We start from the raw sequence: 18,617 nt of genomic DNA, 5'->3' as shown, positions 1-18,617 counted from the left end.
CACATTGGAATACCATGACCAAATACAGTCTTCGCGCGCGCATGATGATTTTAATCCTGGCCCCCACACTGCTTCTTGGGCTGTTACTCAGTACGACCTTTATGGTCAATCGTTACAATGAACTGCAAAAACAATTAGTTAACGCAGGTACAAATATTATCGAACCGCTGGCGGTTGCCAGTGAGTACGGAATGACCTTTCGCAACCGCGATACTGTCCGTCAGTTAATTAATCTGCTTCACCGTCGCCATTCGAATATTGTTCGGTCAATATCAGTTTTTGACGCAGATAATAATCTTTTTGTCACATCTAACTATAATTACAATTCCTCACAATTAAGATTGCCGAAAGACGACGCTATTCCCAGTTCACTGATGCTTTCCTACCGTGGCGACTCTTTGATTCTGCGCATGCCTATTGTTTCAGAATCCAACCTGTCCAGTGACCGGTCTTCTGATTCAGACATAACCAATCGGCCATTGGGCTATATCGCCATGGACTTGGATTTACAATCCGTACGCTTGCAGCAATATAAAGAAATCTTTATTTCGACTCTACTGCTGCTGTTCTGTATGTGTGTGGCAATCTTGTTTGCTTATCGGCTGATGCGTGATGTCACTGGCCCCATCCGTAACATGGTGAACGCTGTTGACCGCATTCGCCGCGGGCAATTAGACAGCCGGGTGGAAGGGCATATGCTCGGCGAGTTGAATATTTTGAAAAATGGTATCAACTCGATGGCAATGTCACTGGCGGCCTATCACGAAGAGATGCAACAGAATATCGATCAAGCCACGTCAGACTTGCGTGAAACGCTGGAGCAGATGGAAATCCAGAACGTGGAATTGGGGCTGGCGAAAAAACGTGCGCAAGAAGCCGCGCGAATTAAATCCGAATTTCTGGCTAATATGTCCCATGAATTACGTACTCCACTCAATGGGGTGATTGGTTTTACCCGCCAGACACTGAAAACATCACTGACCCCAACGCAAACTGACTATCTGCAAACTATCCAGCGATCAGCAAATAACCTGTTATGCATCATTAATGACGTGCTGGATTTCTCCAAGTTAGAGGCCGAAAAGCTGATTCTTGAGCATATCCCGTTCTCACTACGCGGCGCGCTAGATGAAGTCATTATTCTGCTGGCACACACCGCTCATGAAAAAGGCCTGGAACTGACCCTACATGTTAATAAAGATGTGCCGGAACAAGTGATTGGCGATGCCATGCGTTTGCAGCAAATAGTCACAAACTTGCTGGGTAATGCGATTAAATTCACCGAACAGGGCAATATCGATATTCTGGTGGCAGTACGAGCAATAGCCAGCCAACAGGTGACGCTGGTGGTAGAAATTCACGATACCGGCATTGGTATTTCCGAATCTCAGCAAGCCCAACTGTTCCAGGCATTCCGTCAGGCCGATGCCAGTATTTCACGTCGCCACGGGGGTACCGGCCTTGGGCTAGTTATCACCGAAAGATTGGTGAAGGAAATGGGTGGCGATATCAGCTTCCACAGTCAGGTTGATCGGGGTTCAACTTTCAGGTTCCACCTGACGTTGGATCTCAATGAAGCCATTCCCTCCCGCCGCCCAGATATGTCGCATCTGGAAGGGAAAACGCTGGCCTATATTGAACGTAATGCCGCTGCGGCAAGAGCAACATTAGATATTCTCAGCATCACTCCTTTACAGGTGACTCATCGCCTGACGTTGGCCCAGTTGCCGATACAACATTATGATTTCCTGCTCGTCGGGGTGCCTATCCCGTACCGCAATAATATGGCTGTTCATCAAGACAAACTGATCGCAGCAATGAAAATTTCCGAGCAAGTTATTTTGGCATTGCCGAGCCAATCACAGGTAGAAGCGGAGCAACTTAAACAGATCGGCGCTAAAGCATGCCTGGTTAAGCCCATATCCGCTAACCGGTTAATTCCTTTATTGTCTTATGAAAAGGCGCATAGTGAATTACCGGTGGTAGAGCAAGCACACAAGCAGCCCAAGCTGCCTTTCAAAGTGATGGCCGTTGATGACAACCCAGCTAACTTGAAATTAATGGGGACTTTGCTGGAAGAACAGGTTGAAGAAACAGTGTTATGTGACAGCGGAGCAAAAGCCATAGCCTATGCCCGTGAAAATACGCTAGATATCATTTTAATGGATATTCAAATGCCGGAAATTGACGGCATCCGCGCCAGTGAAGTGATTCATCAGATGTCACATCATCAGGACACCCCGATCATTGCAGTCACGGCTCACGCCGTTAGAGGGCAGCAGGAACAATTACTAAAATTGGGTATGGCTGATTATCTCGCGAAACCTATTGATGAAGCTCGGCTGATACAAGCTCTTTCGCGTTATCTACCTGATAGTGCTTCACAACTTCATGATGAACAGCCTCACGCTTTACAGCAATCTCATGTTTTACAACAATCTCATGTTTTACAACAATCCCACACCTTACAACAACAGGGCGAAAGTGAGGCTCATATTCAGTCAGTTCCGCAATCTGAATGTAAAGAGTCAATAGACTGGCCACTTGCGGTGAGGCAAGCAGCAAATAAAGAAGCACTGGCTAAAGACCTTTTAACCATGTTGTTAGAGTTTACGCCACAAGTGATACAGCGCGTGCAGGCGATTCTAGCCGGTAGCCATGACGATGATATTCTGAATCTGATTCACAAGTTTCATGGCAGTTGCGCATGTAGCGGTGTACCGCGACTGCGGCAATTGTGCATGACGATTGAACAACAATTGCGCCAACAAACTGACGTACAAGACTTACAACCTGAGTGGCTTGAGTTGTTAGATGAGATAGACAATGTCCGCTTTGCTGCACGGAATTATCTCGGCGCAGCCTAATACCGGCCGCCACAAAACCTAAATAGAAAGGGCACAACGATAAGCGGTTGTGCCCTTTGTGGCGGTATCTATACTTTTACTACATAAATACTTGTTACTGCATCAGTGGTGATTACTGCATCAGCAGATAGAGTGAAGTATCACCACGCTGAATGCTCAATGCCAATACCGATGGTTTGGTATCAAGGATTTTCCGCAGCTCACCCAGATTCTGAACGGGTTGCTGGTTGACACCCATGATGATATCGCCTTTTTTCAGGCCGATACGCGCAGCAGCAGTGCCAGGTTTCACACTATCAACTTTCACACCTTTCTTACCATTCACATCAGAGTTGCTCAGCTCAGCCCCTTCAATACCAGTGTAGAGATTGCCTGAATCAACTTGAGTTTGGCTGCTTTGCTCTAATGTCACTTCCACGTTGACAGGCTTACCGTCGCGCAACAGACCCAAGGTCATTTTGCTGCCCACAGGCAAAGTACCAATCTCGGCACGGAAGCCAGCGAAGCTATTGATGGCTTTGCCATTCATGCTGACAATCACATCACCCGCTTTAATCCCTGCTTTAGCTGCAGCAGATTTTGGCAGTACCTGACTGATAAAGGCCCCTTTCTGCGCATCAACCTTCATGGCTTTCGCCAGCTCAGAGTTCAGCTCTGTACCCATAATGCCCAGTTCACCGCGTTTCACCTGACCAAATTCAACCATCTGTGAGGTCAGGTTTTTCACCATGTTACTTGGGATAGCAAAACCGATACCGATGTTGCCACCATCCGGTGCCAGAATAGCCGTGTTGATCCCGATCAGTTCACCGTTCAGATTGATCAATGCACCACCGGAGTTACCACGGTTAATTGCCGCATCAGTCTGGATAAAGTTTTCGTAGTTTTCCACATTCAAACCACTGCGGCCCAACGCCGACACGATACCGGAAGTGACGGTTTCACCCAGGCCGTATGGGTTACCGATAGCTACGGTATAATCCCCAACGCGCAGTTGATCGGAGTCGGCAATTTTAATCGCAGTCAGATTTTTAGCGTCTTTCAGCTGCAATAATGCAATATCAGTACGCGGATCTTTACCAATCACTTTTGCTTCATAACTACGGCCATCACTGAGCTTAACATTGATTTTGGTTGCATTATCTACTACGTGGTTATTAGTGACGACATAACCTTTAGCAGCATCAATAATTACGCCAGAACCCAGCGCACGGAAATCCTGCTTGCTGGGTGCTCCCCCCCTGCTACCAGGCCCCCCCTGACACATTGGTGACCCTTGGAACGGAGAACCGTCCTGGCAGAATGGCGAATCATCACCAAAGAATTGCTGGAACTGTGGTGGTATGCCGCCGGCATTACTTACCTGAGCACTTCCCTCCACATTGATACTCACAACCGAAGGCATTACCTTCTCTAGCATTGGCGCCAGGCTAGGGAGCTGCTGGCTGCTGGAAGAGGCCGTTTCTGCCGCAACGACAGAAGAAACCGGCCCCATGGCTAAACCGATGCTCAATGCCAATGCACTTAACACTAAAGTTGTTTTTTTCATGTATTCTGGCTCTCGCTATACAATTAATAATGAGTCAATAAATGGTGTATAACAGACTTATCCCATAATAATTGGCCTTGCCGCAGGTCAAGCTGATGAACCCGATAATCGAACTCAATTTAGTGAATCGGGTGGATGCAACGCAGCAATTCAAGTTAAGAAGGATATAGTCGTCTTGCATAGTAAGATTAAATATGGGGGATGAAGTTCAGAGAACCAATAATCAGAAAAGTAAAAAATATTGTCCGTCTTTACAAATCTATAGTTAATTAAACGGACATTTTTGTTTTCCTGCATACTATTCCGCAGCCATCAAACGCCGATATTCATCATAGGCATAAAGATCGGTCATGCCACTGATATAGTCTTGAATTAAACGCGCTCGGTAATAATATTCATATATCTCATGTTGTTCTGGCGATAAATGTCGCAACCGCTCTGTTGACTCTGCATAAGCCAGGCGATGTTTAGTCGACAACTTATGGAACAATCTCGTCTCAATGGGGTATTCCCGGTGGCTGTCTTCAGCGACTAATTGCGTAAATGCCGTTTGTGGCATCGCTAATAGCGGGCTATAAATATCAAGCAAACCACTAATAACTCTATATCCTTGTAATTCAAGCTGTTCCACTTCTGGATAATTAAATACGTGTTTCACTGCTACCTTTTTAAAAATTTGCAGTAATTTACACGCCGGACTGGAATCTTCTAATAAAGCCTGATTAAACGAACCAGAAAACACAGCGGGTAGATTCTCAATAAAACGCTGAGCAGCATGCGGAACTAATTTCCCGACAGTATTCACCCGTAAATACATAAAGAATTGGTCTTCCGAACTACGCCGACCTTGCCCTCGACCTAATTGACGAAATGCACCGCCAACAACTTTATCAAACAAATCACCATGAGTAGTCTCACCCCACTCTTGCACCATATGATCATAAAGTTGTTCAACACTGAAAATATTTTTTTCGACCGCGTCTTCTAAATCGGCAATGCAATAAGAGATGTCATCCGCAGCTTCCATAATATAGGTCAACGGAAAACGATTAAACTCCCCCATATTCAGTTCGCGACGTAAATCTTTAACATATTCTTCTTCAGCAAGATAAAAGCCTGGTTTCTTCATCAAATAGTTATGAGAGGTTGGAATATCGCCAGACCAATAAGCCGGTTTGGTATATTTAAGAATACAGCCAACCTGTGCATAAGTGAGGTTAAGCTTTAATAAGCTGTAAACCAAACGAATCGCTTGTGCATTACCTTCAAAATGGCTTAAATCCTGGCGAATTTTACTACGTAGAATATTGAGCTCAGTCTCCCCTTCCCGCAATTTTAATGTATTAACCAGGCATTGATCCTTACCCCGCGGCTCAGCACCGCCACCATTAGGATCCATTTGTTTAGTAAACCAATTATTAATTGCTGATTCACCGAAATGCCCAAAAGGCGGGTTACCGATGTCATGCATCAGACACGCCATTTCTACAATACTTTCAAAAGGATCCAGCAGTTTATCCAGCCCATAGGCGCTGATTTTTTTATCTTGCTTAAAACGATTGAGGATCTCTTTGGCGATATAACGGCCAACTTGCTGAACTTCCAGCGAATGAGTCAAACGGCTACGAACAGCGGCATTGCGCTCCAACGGGAAGACTTGTGTTTTTTGTTGTAAACGCCGGATAGCCGCAGAGTTTACAATTCGGCCGCGATCACTTTCAAATACCCGGGTAATCTCATACTCATCTTCAGCCGAACTGGGTTTACCAAATGGCCGCTGAACACTAATTTTCTGTTTAAAGTCGATCCCGGACATATTACCCCCTGATCATTCATCTAAATACAGTGATACTCACTCTCAGCAGAAGATGCAATTGATTACGTGTGAACTTTGGCTGATTGCGTATGAACTGCGGCACATTACGCATTATCTTGGGTGAACTACCCGACCATCTCACTTACCTGATAAACTGTGCATTGCTCATTACAGGTTAATCCATTCTTTAAAATCGGCGGGTATTCATATGAAAGTAGGAATTATTGGTGCAATGGAAGAAGAAGTCACATTGCTACGTGACAAAATTGAAAATCGCCAAACCTTGTCTCGCGCGGGTTGTGAGATTTACACCGGCCAACTCAATGGCATTGATGTCGCCTTACTGAAATCCGGTATAGGTAAAGTGTCTGCCGCAATGGGCACCACTCTCTTGTTAGAACATTGCCAACCCGACATTGTTATCAATACCGGTTCTGCTGGTGGCCTGGCCTCTAGCCTGAAAGTCGGTGATATCGTGGTTTCTACAGAAGTACGCTATCACGATGCTGATGTGACGGCTTTTGGTTACGAGCCTGGCCAAATGGCCGGTTGTCCAGCCGCTTTCATTGCAGATCTAAAGTTGATTGAATTAGCTGAAAGTTGCATCAAACAATTGGATTTAAATGCAGTACGCGGCCTGATTTGCAGCGGCGATGCCTTTATCAATGGTGCAGCTCCTTTGGCTCGCATTCGCACCACCTTCCCGAGCGTTGCAGCCGTTGAAATGGAAGCAGCGGCTATCGGTCATGTTTGTTACCTATTCAAGACACCTTTTGTTGTCGTCCGTGCTATTTCTGATGTTGCTGATCAAGAATCTCATTTAAGTTTTGATGAATTCCTGGTTGTCGCTGCTAAACAGTCGACGCTGATGATAGAAGCAATGTTAACGTCACTGGCTAAACGCGGTTAATGGTGCGGTTTAATATTATCTCCTTGCTACGAGCAACAATAATCCTGCCCCAAGCAGCGATGTTATTGTTGCTTGGCCTGTTTAACTCACCCGTGCTAGCGGCAGAGCGGATTATCAGTTTATCACCCAGCACTACAGAAATGGCCTATGCCGCTGGGCTTGGGGATAAACTGGTTGCCGTAAGTGCTTACTCTGACTACCCAGCAGCCGCTAAAAAACTAGAACATGTTGCTTCGTGGCAGGGGGTAAATGTCGAACGTATTCTGGCATTAAAGCCTGATTTGATCCTCGCCTGGCGTGGGGGGAATCCGCAACGTCCACTGGATCAATTAGCCTCTTTTGGTATTCCGATCTTCTATTCTGATCCCGTTAATATTGATCAGATAGCGGATGATCTGGATAAATTGGCCCAATACAGCCCATATCCAGAGCAAGCACATCAATCTGCGCAACAGCTACGCCAGGAAGTTCGCGAGTTACGTAGCCATAATGCGCGCAGCCAACCATTACGCACGTTCCTGCAATTTGGTACTCAGCCACTGTTTACCAGTTCTGGACATACATTGCAGAGTGAGGTTATTTCCCTTTGTGGTGGTGAAAATATTTTTGCTGGTAGTCGCGTTCCCTGGCCGCAGGTCAGCCGTGAACAAGTGATGATCCGCCAACCACAGGTGATCGTAGTCAGCGGTGATAAGTCTCAAGCAGATAACATCAGCGCTTTCTGGCGTCCCCAACTTGCAGTACCAATAATAACTCTCAATGAGGACTGGTTTAATCGCGCTGGCCCACGTATTCTGCTGGCCGCTAAACAGCTGTGCCAACAAATGGCCAGCCTTCCATCCTCTGTGGCGGAGTCACATTAATGCTGGTTTATTGGCTGGATATTTTAGGTACTGCGGTATTTGCAATCTCTGGTGTATTGCTGGCGGGGAAGTTGCGTATGGATCCGTTTGGTGTGCTGGTATTGGGTGTGGTGACAGCCGTTGGTGGTGGCACAATTCGCGATATGGCCTTAGCCAATGGCCCAGTATTTTGGGTGAAAGATCCTACAGATCTGGTTGTTGCGATGGTAACTTGTCTGGCAACTATTTTGCTGGTGCGGCAACCACGGCGAACCCCAAAATGGATCCTGCCCGTACTGGATGCTATTGGTCTGGCGGTATTCGTGGGTATCGGGGTCAATAAAGCCTTTGCTGCTGATGCCAGCCCGCTAGTCGCTATCTGTATGGGGGTGATAACCGGCGTCGGAGGTGGGATCATCCGTGATGTATTAGCCCGCGAGATCCCAATGATCCTGCGTACTGAAATCTATGCCACTGCCTGCATCATTGGTGGCATTGTGCATGCTACTGCGTTTTATACTTTTGGTATGCCACTGCAACAAGCAATGATGCTGGGCATGGTGATAACCCTTGGTATCCGGCTTGCCGCTATCCGCTGGCGCTTAAAACTACCCACATTTGAAATAGAGTAGTAGCCATAATTTTCAGTTTTTGATTGTCAGGTGTAGATTATTTTTTATACAATATGCTTCCTTGTAGGCTCTTACTGAGCCTACAAGTGCTGTAAACAAAAATGAAATACGTTTTTAGTGTGAGTTAAATCTTCAAGTTTTTAAATAATTAGCCGATATCTAGAGTTCTCGCTACCAACTCCGGTAGCGGCAGTTAAAAATGTTGTTATAAATCATGAAATATTTTTTGTTGATGTTTTGGCTGGTCTTTCTTGCCAGTCCGTCGCTAGCCCAGGGGCTAAGCGGCACAATAAATGTACAACTGACTATAGTGCCATCTTGTCAGGTACAATCGCCAAATCAAAACGAACACATAGTTAATGCCCCAAAAATAAATTATCCAGAAATACAGTGTCATAGAGGAAATGGATTGGTTACAGAACCTAAAATCAGCCATTCTTTTATTGCATCAAATGGCCCGCATGTTAGCAAAACCCGTGCCGACCAGATGGCACAATTGATTACTGTAGAATGGTAATATTCAGATATAAAAAAACCGCGACTATGGAGGTTGCGGTTTTTTTATCAAAATAATCAGTGATTTTATACCCAAAAACATTGGTGCTACAGCAAGATAGCAAACGAGTAAATCCCGATGAGCTTACTCAAGTAAGTGATTCGGGTGCATGAGTACCGCTAACATAGCTGTAGCACCAAGGATGAAGGGTAGGTTAGATGCTGAAAGAAGAACCGCACCCACAGGTACTCTTCGCATTCGGGTTAGTCACGATAAAGCGAGATCCTTCTAAGCCTTCCGTGTAATCCACTGCACCACCAACCAGATATTGTAGGCTCATGGGATCAACGACCAACTCGACACCTTGCTTCTCAATAGTCATATCGCCATCATTGATCTGATCATCAAAAGTAAAGCCATACTGGAACCCGCTGCATCCACCACCGGTAATGTAAACCCGCAGCTTCAGATTTGGATTTTCCTCATCAGAAATCAGCAGTTTCACTTTTTTTGCCGCTGCCTCGGTAAACTGCAGGGGCAGTACTGTTTCATCGCTCATACTTATCACTCCCAACCGGTGTTCGAGGTGCAGGTTACTACAATGGCAGCCTGATCTGTGTATTGATTATCTAATACCCGAGTAATTCATTCAAGTATTGTGGCTTAATGTTATATATTATCTACCTGTTTGAGTGCTACTTTCAACCGCTGCCTGTCGTTCTGCTGCCTTTGCTGCCTGCTCTTGTCTTTGTAATGTGCGGGCCAAAATAGCTGAATACAAGGGCTGCCCTCCCATAAACTGCGCTATCAAAGTCGCCCCCAGACAAGTCACAATCATTGGTAAAATGAGCTGATAATTATCGGTCATTTCCAGCACCAACACGATCCCAGTCAATGGCGCACGTACCGAGGCAGCAAACAACGCGCCCATACCAGCAATAGCAAAAGTACCGGCATCAATGCTGTACTGTGGGAAAAAGTGCGCGCAGGACAAACCAAAAGCGGTGCCCAGAATGGTTCCCAGAGCTAGCATCGGGGCGAATATCCCACCAGGGGCACCAGAACCAAAACACAGCAAAGTGGTAATCACTCTGGCAACAAAAATAAAGAGCAACATACCAATGCTGAAATTGCCGGCGACAGCAATAGGTATTAATGCAAAACCACCGCCCACGGCCTCGCCATGAATCAATGCAAGTAAGCCACACATCCCGCCCAGCAGAGCACCTATCAGTACCAACTTACGCCAATCGCCACCATGAAAACGCATAAACAAATCTTGTGTGCGAAATATTAGCGCATTGAATATCACTCCTACTGCGCCGAAAATAATGCCTAGCAACAAATATAGCCATAGGGTATTCAGAGGAACATCACTGAGTTTACCTACATCAATAATTGCACGTTCACCATTGAAATAGCGGTAAACGATCGTTGAAGTAATAACCCCAACAAAGACAGCTTTAATTGAAACCAAGCTATAGCGGAACTGCGAGCGCATCTCTTCGATAACAAATAAAATCCCAGCTAGCGGAGCATTAAAAGCAGCTGATAGCCCCGCAGCGGCACCGGTTGCTAATAATGAGTGACGCGCTTCAGCGCTGCGTAGGCGGAAGATATCGACAACCATTCGCCCACTGTTGCCCCCCCATTTGTACCATTGGTCCCTCTCGGCCTAATACCATGCCAGCCCCGAGCGTACCAAGCCCACCAATGAACTTGACCGGGATGACGCGCCACCAGCGAACGGGCCGCATCTCTTCCATTGCACCCTCTATTTCAGGTATTCCCGATCCTCCCGCCTCAGGAGCAAAACGGCGCACCAGAAAATAGCCCACCATAGCCAACACTGCCGACATAATAAAAGCCAGCGGCCAAACTAAAATCGCACTATCAGCAACTTTAGCCAAGGTTGCCAATCTCTCTTGCTGGATCCAATCAACGCCGCGATCGAATGCCACACCCAATAAACCAGTAACTGCGCCAACGACAGCAGCCATGATAAGAATGACCAAAGGTGTTGTGTCACGATTAACCAGTGCGTGAATAAAGCGACCACGCTTAACTTCAGAAATACTTTCAGTAGGTATATTTTGGGTTGAATCAGTCATAGTTTGTATGCTTGTCAGTTAAATAATAAGTAATACAAATCCGCTGTATGAGTCTAGCCTACACGCTGCTAGTACGCCTGTTTAAACGCCGATGAAATGATCTTGCTCAGAAAAAGCCTTTTTCTTGAGTTTGCGGCACATCGCGCAAGCTACACGCAAAATATGCCCAATCATTTGATAACCGCTGCCAGTCCTTTAGAATAAGCAGCATTGTTATAACCAAGGCTAATGCCAAGGTTAATGTCGCCAAATTCAGGAGCCAGTTTATGAGTAAGTCCGAAAGTCTGTATGCCCAGGCTAAACAGTTGATCCCTGGCGGGGTTAACTCTCCGGTGCGTGCATTCACTGGTGTCGGTGGAGTCCCATTATTCATCGAACGTGCCGATGGCGCTTATCTGTTTGATGTAGATGGTAAAGCCTATATAGATTATGTTGGCTCTTGGGGGCCAATGGTCTTGGGGCACAATCATCCGGCAATTCGTCAGGCCGTGATTGAAGCTGTGGAGCGTGGTCTGAGCTTTGGCGCACCGACAGAGATGGAAGTTAAAATGGCCGAGTTGGTCACCAATTTAGTCCCAACTATGGACATGGTGCGAATGGTCAACTCAGGAACTGAAGCCACGATGAGTGCCATTCGTCTGGCCCGAGGCTTTACTGGCCGCGATAAAATCATCAAGTTTGAAGGCTGCTATCATGGCCATGCAGACTGTCTGTTGGTTAAAGCCGGCTCAGGCGCTCTGACACTAGGTCAACCTAACTCGCCCGGTGTACCTGCTGATTTTGCCAAACATACCCTGACTTGTACTTATAACGATTTAGCTTCTGTGCGTGAAGCCTTTGAGCAATACCCCCGCGATATTGCCTGTATTATTGTCGAGCCTGTCGCCGGTAACATGAACTGCGTGCCACCATTGCCAGAGTTTCTACCGGGCCTACGCGCATTGTGTGACAAGTTTGGCGCACTGTTGATTATCGATGAAGTGATGACCGGTTTTCGTGTCGCATTAGCGGGTGCGCAAGATTACTACAATGTGATTCCTGACTTGACCTGTCTGGGTAAAATAATTGGTGGTGGTATGCCTGTGGGTGCCTTTGGTGGTCGTCGCGATGTGATGGATGCACTAGCACCAACTGGCCCGGTCTATCAAGCAGGAACCCTGTCTGGTAACCCAATAGCCATGGCTGCCGGTTTTGCCTGTCTGACCGAAGTTGCGCAGGTGGGTATTCATGAAACGCTGACTGAATTGACTAATTTACTGGCAGATGGCTTGCTGGATGCGGCTAAAGAAGAAAATATCCCACTGGTGGTTAACCACGTTGGCGGTATGTTCGGCTTATTCTTTACTGATGCCCCGACCGTGACTTGCTATCAGGATGTGATGAATTGTGACGTCGAGCGCTTCAAACGCTTCTTCCATTTAATGTTGGAAGAAGGTGTTTATTTGGCCCCTTCGGCCTTTGAAGCAGGCTTTATGTCAGTGGCGCACAGTAAAGAAGACATCCAGAAAACGGTGGATGCTGCTCGCCGGTGCTTCGCTAAACTTTAATCTTGACGAATATGTGATTCAAAATATATAGAAAGCAATCTCCTCACGGAAAGATTTTAAGCTAAAACAAAAAGACCTACGTTCTGTGCGTTACAGAATTTGGGTCTTTTTTCAGCTTAACCCACCGAAACTCTGATGTAGATGGCTCCCCCCATCTTTTAGCCATGACTAAAAGACAAATATCGACTGTAACATCATTAATAATTCAATTATTTATATATTAATTGAATTGATTACATTTAATAAAAATAAAATAACTTAAGTTTTAATTAACACCATAACATGCATATTTAATACATGTTATAAGCCACAGCAATACTCAAAATATGAAATGAGCTAACACACGTATTTCAGATTTTGGTAATGGTTCAGAAAAAACAAGAGATAACCCAGATGAATTAGAAAGAGGAAATTATGACGCAACATTCTGTTACACGTACTAACCCCAAACACGGTTTAATTCCCCACTGGCAACCGGAGAATATAACTTTTTGGAAATCCAACGGGCAATATATAGCCAGACGAAATTTATGGATTTCTATTTTTTGTCTGTTATTAGCTTATTGCGTCTGGATGTTATTTAGCGCATTAGCTATTAACTTGAATCACATTGGCTTTACGTTTTCTTCAGATCAATTATTTCTACTCGCCGCACTTCCCTCAGTGTCTGGAACATTATTACGCATTCCCTATTCCTTCATGGTGCCAATTTTCGGTGGTCGTCGCTGGACTGCATTTAGCACCGGTCTTTTGGTTATTCCTTGTGTCTGGCTAGGGTTTGCCGTACAGAATCTGGCAACAACTTTTGAAACGTTTATCCTTCTTGCACTATTTTGTGGTTTTGCTGGGGCTAATTTCGCCTCTAGTATGGGAAATATCAGCTTCTTTTATCCGAAAGATAAGCAGGGACAAGCTTTGGGTTATAACGGCGGCTTCGGTAACCTGGGTGTAAGCATGATGCAATTGATTGTTCCAATTATTATTTCTGTTTCATTATTCAGCTTTTTCGGCAGCAGAGGGCAAGAATTGGCAAATGGTGAGATTATGTGGCTGGAAAATGCTGCGTGGTTTTGGGTTATCCCACTTTGTATTGCAACGTTGTTGGCTTGGTTCGGTATGAATGATCTGGCAATACCTAAACCTTCGTTACTGAGTCAGTTTAATATCCTAAAAAATAGCCACTTATGGGGGCTGGGTTTATTGTATCTCGCATCTTATGGCTCCTTTATTGGTTATGCTGCTGCTTTTGCCATGCTATCGACAACCCAGTTTCCTGAAGTGGAAATCTTATACTTTGCTTTTTTTGGGCCGTTTCTTGGTGCACTAGCTCGCTCTTTAGGAGGTATCCTGGCAGACCGCTTTGGTGGAGCATTGGTAACAGCGGCGAATTTCACCTTGATGGCAGTCTTAATATTGATGCTGACCTTCACCTTACCAGATAATAATGGCGGTTCATTTATCCTTTTCTTCAGTATCTTTATGATGCTATTTATTACTGCCGGTTTTGGTAGCGGCTCAACCTACCAAATGATCGCGCTGGTATTTCGCAAAGTCAGCGCTGCTCGAATTAAGGCGCAAGGCGGCAGCGATGAAGATGCTCAGCACCATGCAGTGACAGAGACAGCCACTGCATTAGGCTTCATCTCGGTTATCGGCGCTTCTGGTGGTTTTTTTATTCCTAAAATAATGGGATCTTCACTCGCAATGAGCGGTTCAGTCATTACTGCTATGTTGGGTATTTTTGTGCTCTATATCTTATCTATCGCGGTGACTTGGCTGTTTTATGGCCGAAATAAATTATGTTAATGAGAGTTATTACAACAACCAAGAGGAAAGCCCAAAGTTGAATTAAGGCCGTATCTCACAGTGCTGCAAAAAATCTTAATCCCCCCAAAAAAGATCCAATAAATTTCAAGATACAAGAAAACAACAAATGACAACCAGAGAGGCCCAGGGATGGGCCGATTAAGGAGCACAGCCAGCACACTGGTAGTTTAAAAAATGACGGATATCTATAAATATGATGTTCGAAGTGCCATTAACTAATTATAAAGCCAGGCTGAATCAACAGATTGATGAGATCACCGCCCCTGTTTACGCAATAAATAAACAAAATACGGTGCGCCAATAAATGTCGCCAATAAACCCGCTGGGATCTGATTCGGGAACAACAACATCCGGCCGCACCAATCAGCAAATACCATTAATAAACCACCTAAAATGGCCGCAATAAATAGCTGTGGAATGGCTCGGCGAAATCCCAACATGCGAGCCATATGAGGCGCCATCAGGCCGACAAAACTTAATGGCCCAACTGTTAGTGTGGCTGCCGCTGTCATAATGGCAGCCAATAGCAAAATAGCTAACCGACTAGGTGCCAGCGCTACGCCTAATGCTCTTGCCGTCACACTCCCCAATGGCAAAATCATTAACCAACGGCGGCACAGCGGTGCTAATGCGATCAGAACCAGAGCAATAACACCGGTACTGAGTGCTTGCGAACCATCAACAGCATAGGTAGAGCCTGAAATCCATGCCAGCAAGCCGCGCATTCGTGGATCGCCACTGGCGAGTAACATGGTGATTACCGTGGTAAAAGCGGTGCTCAGTGCAATCCCGGCCAATAGCATTCTCCCAGGAGAAAAACCGCCCCGCCCAGCAACGATCAGAATCAATAATAAGGTCGCGGCAGCGCCTAAACTACCTGCGGGTAGCAACCATGCCAGTGCATTACCTGGCACGATAAACATCATGATCACCACACCAAAAGATGCACCAGAGCTTATCCCCAGTACTTCGGGGCTGGCCATCGGATTACCTGTTAGTTTTTGAATTAATGTTCCCGCGACCGCCAGCATCATACCGGCGGCCAATGCCGCTAATACTCGTGGCCAGCGCCAGTGTAATAATGCCTGAATGTCACCACCGCTAATCCAATTCCAACCGTAACTATCACGACCAAACATCAGTGCCGCAGCTAATCCAGCGAGCAGGATGAGTAAACCACCGCTGATCCATAAGCCCAAATGTTGCCGTTCAGCGGGAACGTTATCGCCAAAATCCATGCTGGGGGCCGTCGCGCTATGTAAGCGGGGCAACAGCCATAATAGTAGTGGTGCACCAATCAGCGCAGTCGCCGCCCCTGTGGGAATTTCTTGCCAAATCTGTGCCAACCAGATTAGCCCTTGATCCGTTACCCACAACAATAAAGCCCCCAATACAGGTGCCAAAATCAGGCGTTGCGATAAGCGGCGAGCACCGAGAATTTTTGCCAACAAAGGTGCGAACAGGCCAATAAAACCAATCACCCCGACAGCATTGACCAACATGGCACTAAATAGGATTGCCAATCCCAGCGCACACAGACGTGCTAATGACAACCCTAACCCGAGATTACGAGCGACACCATCATCCAGCCCGAGCAAGGTTAAAGGGCGAATCAATAAAGCAGCCAATACACCGGTTACCAGCAAGCGAGGCAGTAAAAACTGTACCGTGCTCCAATCTTGTTGATTCAGAGCACCGCTACTCCACAGGAACAAGCCTTGCAGTTGGTCATAATTAAATAGCGCCAGCAGATTACTGACCGCGCTACAGTAAAGACCGAGTACCAATCCCGCCAGTATCAGTGTGACGGGTGACATGCGTTTACCCCAAGCCACACCGAACACCAACACACCAATAAGGATGCCACCGGCCATTGCTGCCAGTTGGCGGGTTAATTCACCACCGGGTAGCATCCATAACGTCGCGATAGTCAGGCCAAGCTGGGCTCCCGCAGCCACGCCCAATGTGGCAGGTTCAGCCAGTGGGTTACGTAAGACTTGTTGGAACAAAACCCCCACCAGCCCCAATCCAGCGCCCGTTAACAATGCCACCGTCAGCCGAGGTAGTTGGCTGTAATGGAATAACATTTGGCGCACATCATCGCTGTCAGGCTGCCATAGCGCGGCCCCCCAGAGCGAGGCTGGTAATACCTGGCTAAAATTGTATAACGTCAACGCCACGGCAAAAATCAGCAGTAAGCTCAGTAAGCCGGCTGGCAGAAACCAGCTTTTACGCAGAGTCTTGGCCATCATGAAGATTTGCCCCATGCCGACTCTAATAACCGCACAAATCGCATGGCGGATAATGTCGCGCCATAGAACCATACCGCAGGCAGTATCTGTAATTGATTTTGACGCACGAATGACATGGATTGCCATAATGGTGTGCGGGTAACCTGTTGTAGCATTTCACTATTACCGTGAACAAAGCACATTGCTCGCCCTGGTTTTACTGTCGCTAAACGTTCGATTCCCACCACTGCACTGCCCCAGATATTAGTCTCACCCTGCCAGGCATTTTTAATATTCAACTCGTTTAATACATCCTGGAACAAGCTACCTTGACCGATGACCAAGGCATGGCGAGAGTCCAACAGAGAAAACATCAGTAATGATGTGTTACGGCTAGCGGAGAAACGTTGGCGAGCAGCTTGCATAAATTGATTAAAATCATTGAGATGTTGTTCGGCAGCGGCCTCTAATCCAAGACGCTCCCCTAGCGCGCGCAGTGAATTTTTACCGACGGCAAGAGGGGTACTACCCTGTTGGCTAAAAGCAAAGCTCATCGAAGGGGCGATCGGAGCGAGTTTTTCCGCTGAAGGGCCGAAACCTTCAGACATCAGAATCAGTGACGGAGCCATTTGCTGTAGCAATTCCAGATTAGGTTCTGTGCGCTGGCCTACATCAATGACACTGGTAGGTAATTCTGGTTCTTCAACCCATAGCCGGTAATTATGAGTATCTGCCACACCATACGGCGTCACTCCCAAAGCCAGCAGTAATTCAACAGGCAACCATTCCAGAGCAACCACCCTTTGGCTATCAATCTTAGGGGGATTCACTGCCCATCCGGATAATGAATACAATAATGGCGATAAGGCCAGCGCAGTGAGCAATCTGCGGCGGGTAAAGTCTGGCGGCGTCAGATGGATGTGTTTGATGGGTAAATGCATTTTCATTAATACACGAAACTTACCGGCGCACCACCGGCCGGATGGGGTAATATTCCCATAGGAATACCGTAAATCTGTTCCAGAACAGCACTTTGCATCAGGCTGTCAGCAGGGCCTTGCGCTATCACCTCACCACCACGTAGCGCCACCAAATGGTCGCAATAACGGGCCGCCATATTGATATCGTGTAATACCGCAATAACTGTCAGGCCACGCTCGCGACTAAGGCGCTGAATCAGCCCCAGCACCTCAATCTGATGTGCGATATCGAGTGCCGAGGTCGGCTCATCAAGCAGCAGGCATCGGCTATTTTGCGCCACCATCATCGCCAGCCAGGCGCGTTGGCGTTCACCACCGGATAAGCTGTCGACCAACCGATTCGCCAGAGGTTTTAAATCCACTAGCGCAATCGCTTCTTCCACCTGTTCGCGGTCTTCCTGACGAAAACGCCCCAGCGCACCATGCCACGGATAACGACCAATCGCGACCAGTTCGCGCACGGTCATCCCTTCAGCTGCCGGTAATTGCTGCGGCAAGTAAGCGACTTCGCGGGCAAAAGCCTTGTTGTCCCATAGCGATAATGGCACATCATTGAGCAACACCTTGCCACTGGAAGGCGGTTGATGGCGACCCAGCATTTTTAAAAGCGTCGATTTACCGGAACCATTATGACCAATCAGCCCGCAAACTTTCCCTTGTGGAAATGTCAGTGACAAAGGTTGCAATAAGGTTCGGCCAGGAACCGAAAAGCTCAGCTCGTGAAGTGAGAATACGCTGGATTGGCTTGCCTGTTGGTCCAAGATGGTGCCCTACAATTGAAAAAGTTAACGGGTGTTGTTGTTATTGCA

12 protein-coding genes and 1 pseudogene are annotated in these 18,617 nt (G+C 46.7%); 6 read left to right on the top strand and 7 right to left on the bottom strand.

Features of this window, described 5'->3' with window-relative positions; translation table 11 throughout:
- Nucleotides 1-14: 14 nt before the first annotated feature.
- Nucleotides 15-2,867: a two-component sensor histidine kinase BarA gene (barA, locus tag FGL26_RS19805; protein WP_138060267.1), complete on the top strand. Its 2,853-nt coding sequence runs from the start codon at nt 15-17 to the stop codon at nt 2,865-2,867.
- Nucleotides 2,868-2,979: 112 nt separating this feature from the next.
- On the opposite strand, the gene degP is transcribed toward barA, so the two are convergent.
- Together degP and dgt are read right to left on the bottom strand one after the other, a co-directional pair.
- Nucleotides 2,980-4,416 (bottom strand): serine endoprotease DegP, encoded by a 1,437-nt coding sequence (gene degP / locus FGL26_RS19800; protein ID WP_032912582.1) that lies wholly within the window; start codon nt 4,414-4,416, stop codon nt 2,980-2,982.
- Between the two features lie 298 nt (nt 4,417-4,714).
- Nucleotides 4,715-6,232 (bottom strand): dGTPase, encoded by a 1,518-nt coding sequence (gene dgt, locus FGL26_RS19795; RefSeq protein ID WP_005164096.1) that lies wholly within the window; start codon nt 6,230-6,232, stop codon nt 4,715-4,717.
- Between the two features lie 208 nt (nt 6,233-6,440).
- On the opposite strand from dgt, the gene mtnN reads away from it, so the two are divergent.
- Genes mtnN through FGL26_RS19780 form a run of 3 tightly spaced genes read left to right on the top strand, consistent with a single transcriptional unit; the run spans nt 6,441 to nt 8,616 of the window.
- On the top strand, nt 6,441-7,142 hold the full coding sequence (mtnN, locus tag FGL26_RS19790; RefSeq protein ID WP_005167232.1) for a 5'-methylthioadenosine/S-adenosylhomocysteine nucleosidase: 702 nt from the start codon (nt 6,441-6,443) through the stop codon (nt 7,140-7,142).
- The gene (gene btuF / locus FGL26_RS19785) at nt 7,142-8,005 is read left to right on the top strand and encodes a vitamin B12 ABC transporter substrate-binding protein BtuF (protein WP_005167230.1); all 864 of its coding nucleotides are present in this window, start codon (nt 7,142-7,144) and stop codon (nt 8,003-8,005) included. Before mtnN ends, btuF begins: the two co-directional genes overlap by 1 nt.
- The gene (locus FGL26_RS19780) at nt 8,005-8,616 is read left to right on the top strand and encodes a TRIC cation channel family protein (protein ID WP_011815598.1); all 612 of its coding nucleotides are present in this window, start codon (nt 8,005-8,007) and stop codon (nt 8,614-8,616) included. Before btuF ends, FGL26_RS19780 begins: the two co-directional genes overlap by 1 nt.
- 710 nt (nt 8,617-9,326) lie before the next feature.
- Here FGL26_RS19780 and erpA read toward each other — a convergent pair.
- The gene (gene erpA, locus FGL26_RS19775; RefSeq protein ID WP_004706254.1) at nt 9,327-9,671 is read right to left on the bottom strand and encodes an iron-sulfur cluster insertion protein ErpA; all 345 of its coding nucleotides are present in this window, start codon (nt 9,669-9,671) and stop codon (nt 9,327-9,329) included.
- A gap of 117 nt (nt 9,672-9,788) precedes the next feature.
- Nucleotides 9,789-11,223, bottom strand: a pseudogene (gene clcA, locus FGL26_RS19770) (H(+)/Cl(-) exchange transporter ClcA).
- A 266-nt stretch (nt 11,224-11,489) separates the two neighbouring features.
- On the opposite strand from clcA, the gene hemL reads away from it, so the two are divergent.
- Together hemL and FGL26_RS19760 are read left to right on the top strand one after the other, a co-directional pair.
- Nucleotides 11,490-12,770 carry a glutamate-1-semialdehyde 2,1-aminomutase gene (gene hemL, locus FGL26_RS19765; protein WP_032908658.1) on the top strand — a complete coding sequence of 427 codons (1,281 nt, stop codon included), beginning with the start codon at nt 11,490-11,492 and terminating at the stop codon, nt 12,768-12,770.
- A gap of 414 nt (nt 12,771-13,184) precedes the next feature.
- On the top strand, nt 13,185-14,576 hold the full coding sequence (locus FGL26_RS19760) for a NarK family nitrate/nitrite MFS transporter (RefSeq protein WP_032908659.1): 1,392 nt from the start codon (nt 13,185-13,187) through the stop codon (nt 14,574-14,576).
- 275 nt (nt 14,577-14,851) lie between these two features.
- Here FGL26_RS19760 and fhuB read toward each other — a convergent pair whose 3' ends face one another.
- From fhuB to fhuC, 3 genes are read right to left on the bottom strand one after another with little or no spacing between them, the layout of a single operon-like run.
- Nucleotides 14,852-16,849 carry a Fe(3+)-hydroxamate ABC transporter permease FhuB gene (gene fhuB / locus FGL26_RS19755; RefSeq protein ID WP_073969942.1) on the bottom strand — a complete coding sequence of 666 codons (1,998 nt, stop codon included), beginning with the start codon at nt 16,847-16,849 and terminating at the stop codon, nt 14,852-14,854.
- A complete protein-coding gene (gene fhuD / locus FGL26_RS19750; RefSeq protein WP_005167188.1) occupies nt 16,846-17,775 on the bottom strand; it encodes a Fe(3+)-hydroxamate ABC transporter substrate-binding protein FhuD in 930 nt (309 codons plus the stop codon). Before fhuD ends, fhuB begins: the two co-directional genes overlap by 4 nt.
- Nucleotides 17,775-18,569: a Fe3+-hydroxamate ABC transporter ATP-binding protein FhuC gene (gene fhuC / locus FGL26_RS19745; RefSeq protein ID WP_005167185.1), complete on the bottom strand. Its 795-nt coding sequence runs from the start codon at nt 18,567-18,569 to the stop codon at nt 17,775-17,777. Before fhuC ends, fhuD begins: the two co-directional genes overlap by 1 nt.
- Nucleotides 18,570-18,617: the final 48 nt, after the last annotated feature.

Source organism: Yersinia enterocolitica subsp. enterocolitica (genome assembly GCF_901472495.1).
Classification (GTDB): domain Bacteria; phylum Pseudomonadota; class Gammaproteobacteria; order Enterobacterales; family Enterobacteriaceae; genus Yersinia; species Yersinia enterocolitica.
This window is presented reverse-complemented; position numbering and strand designations above follow the sequence as displayed.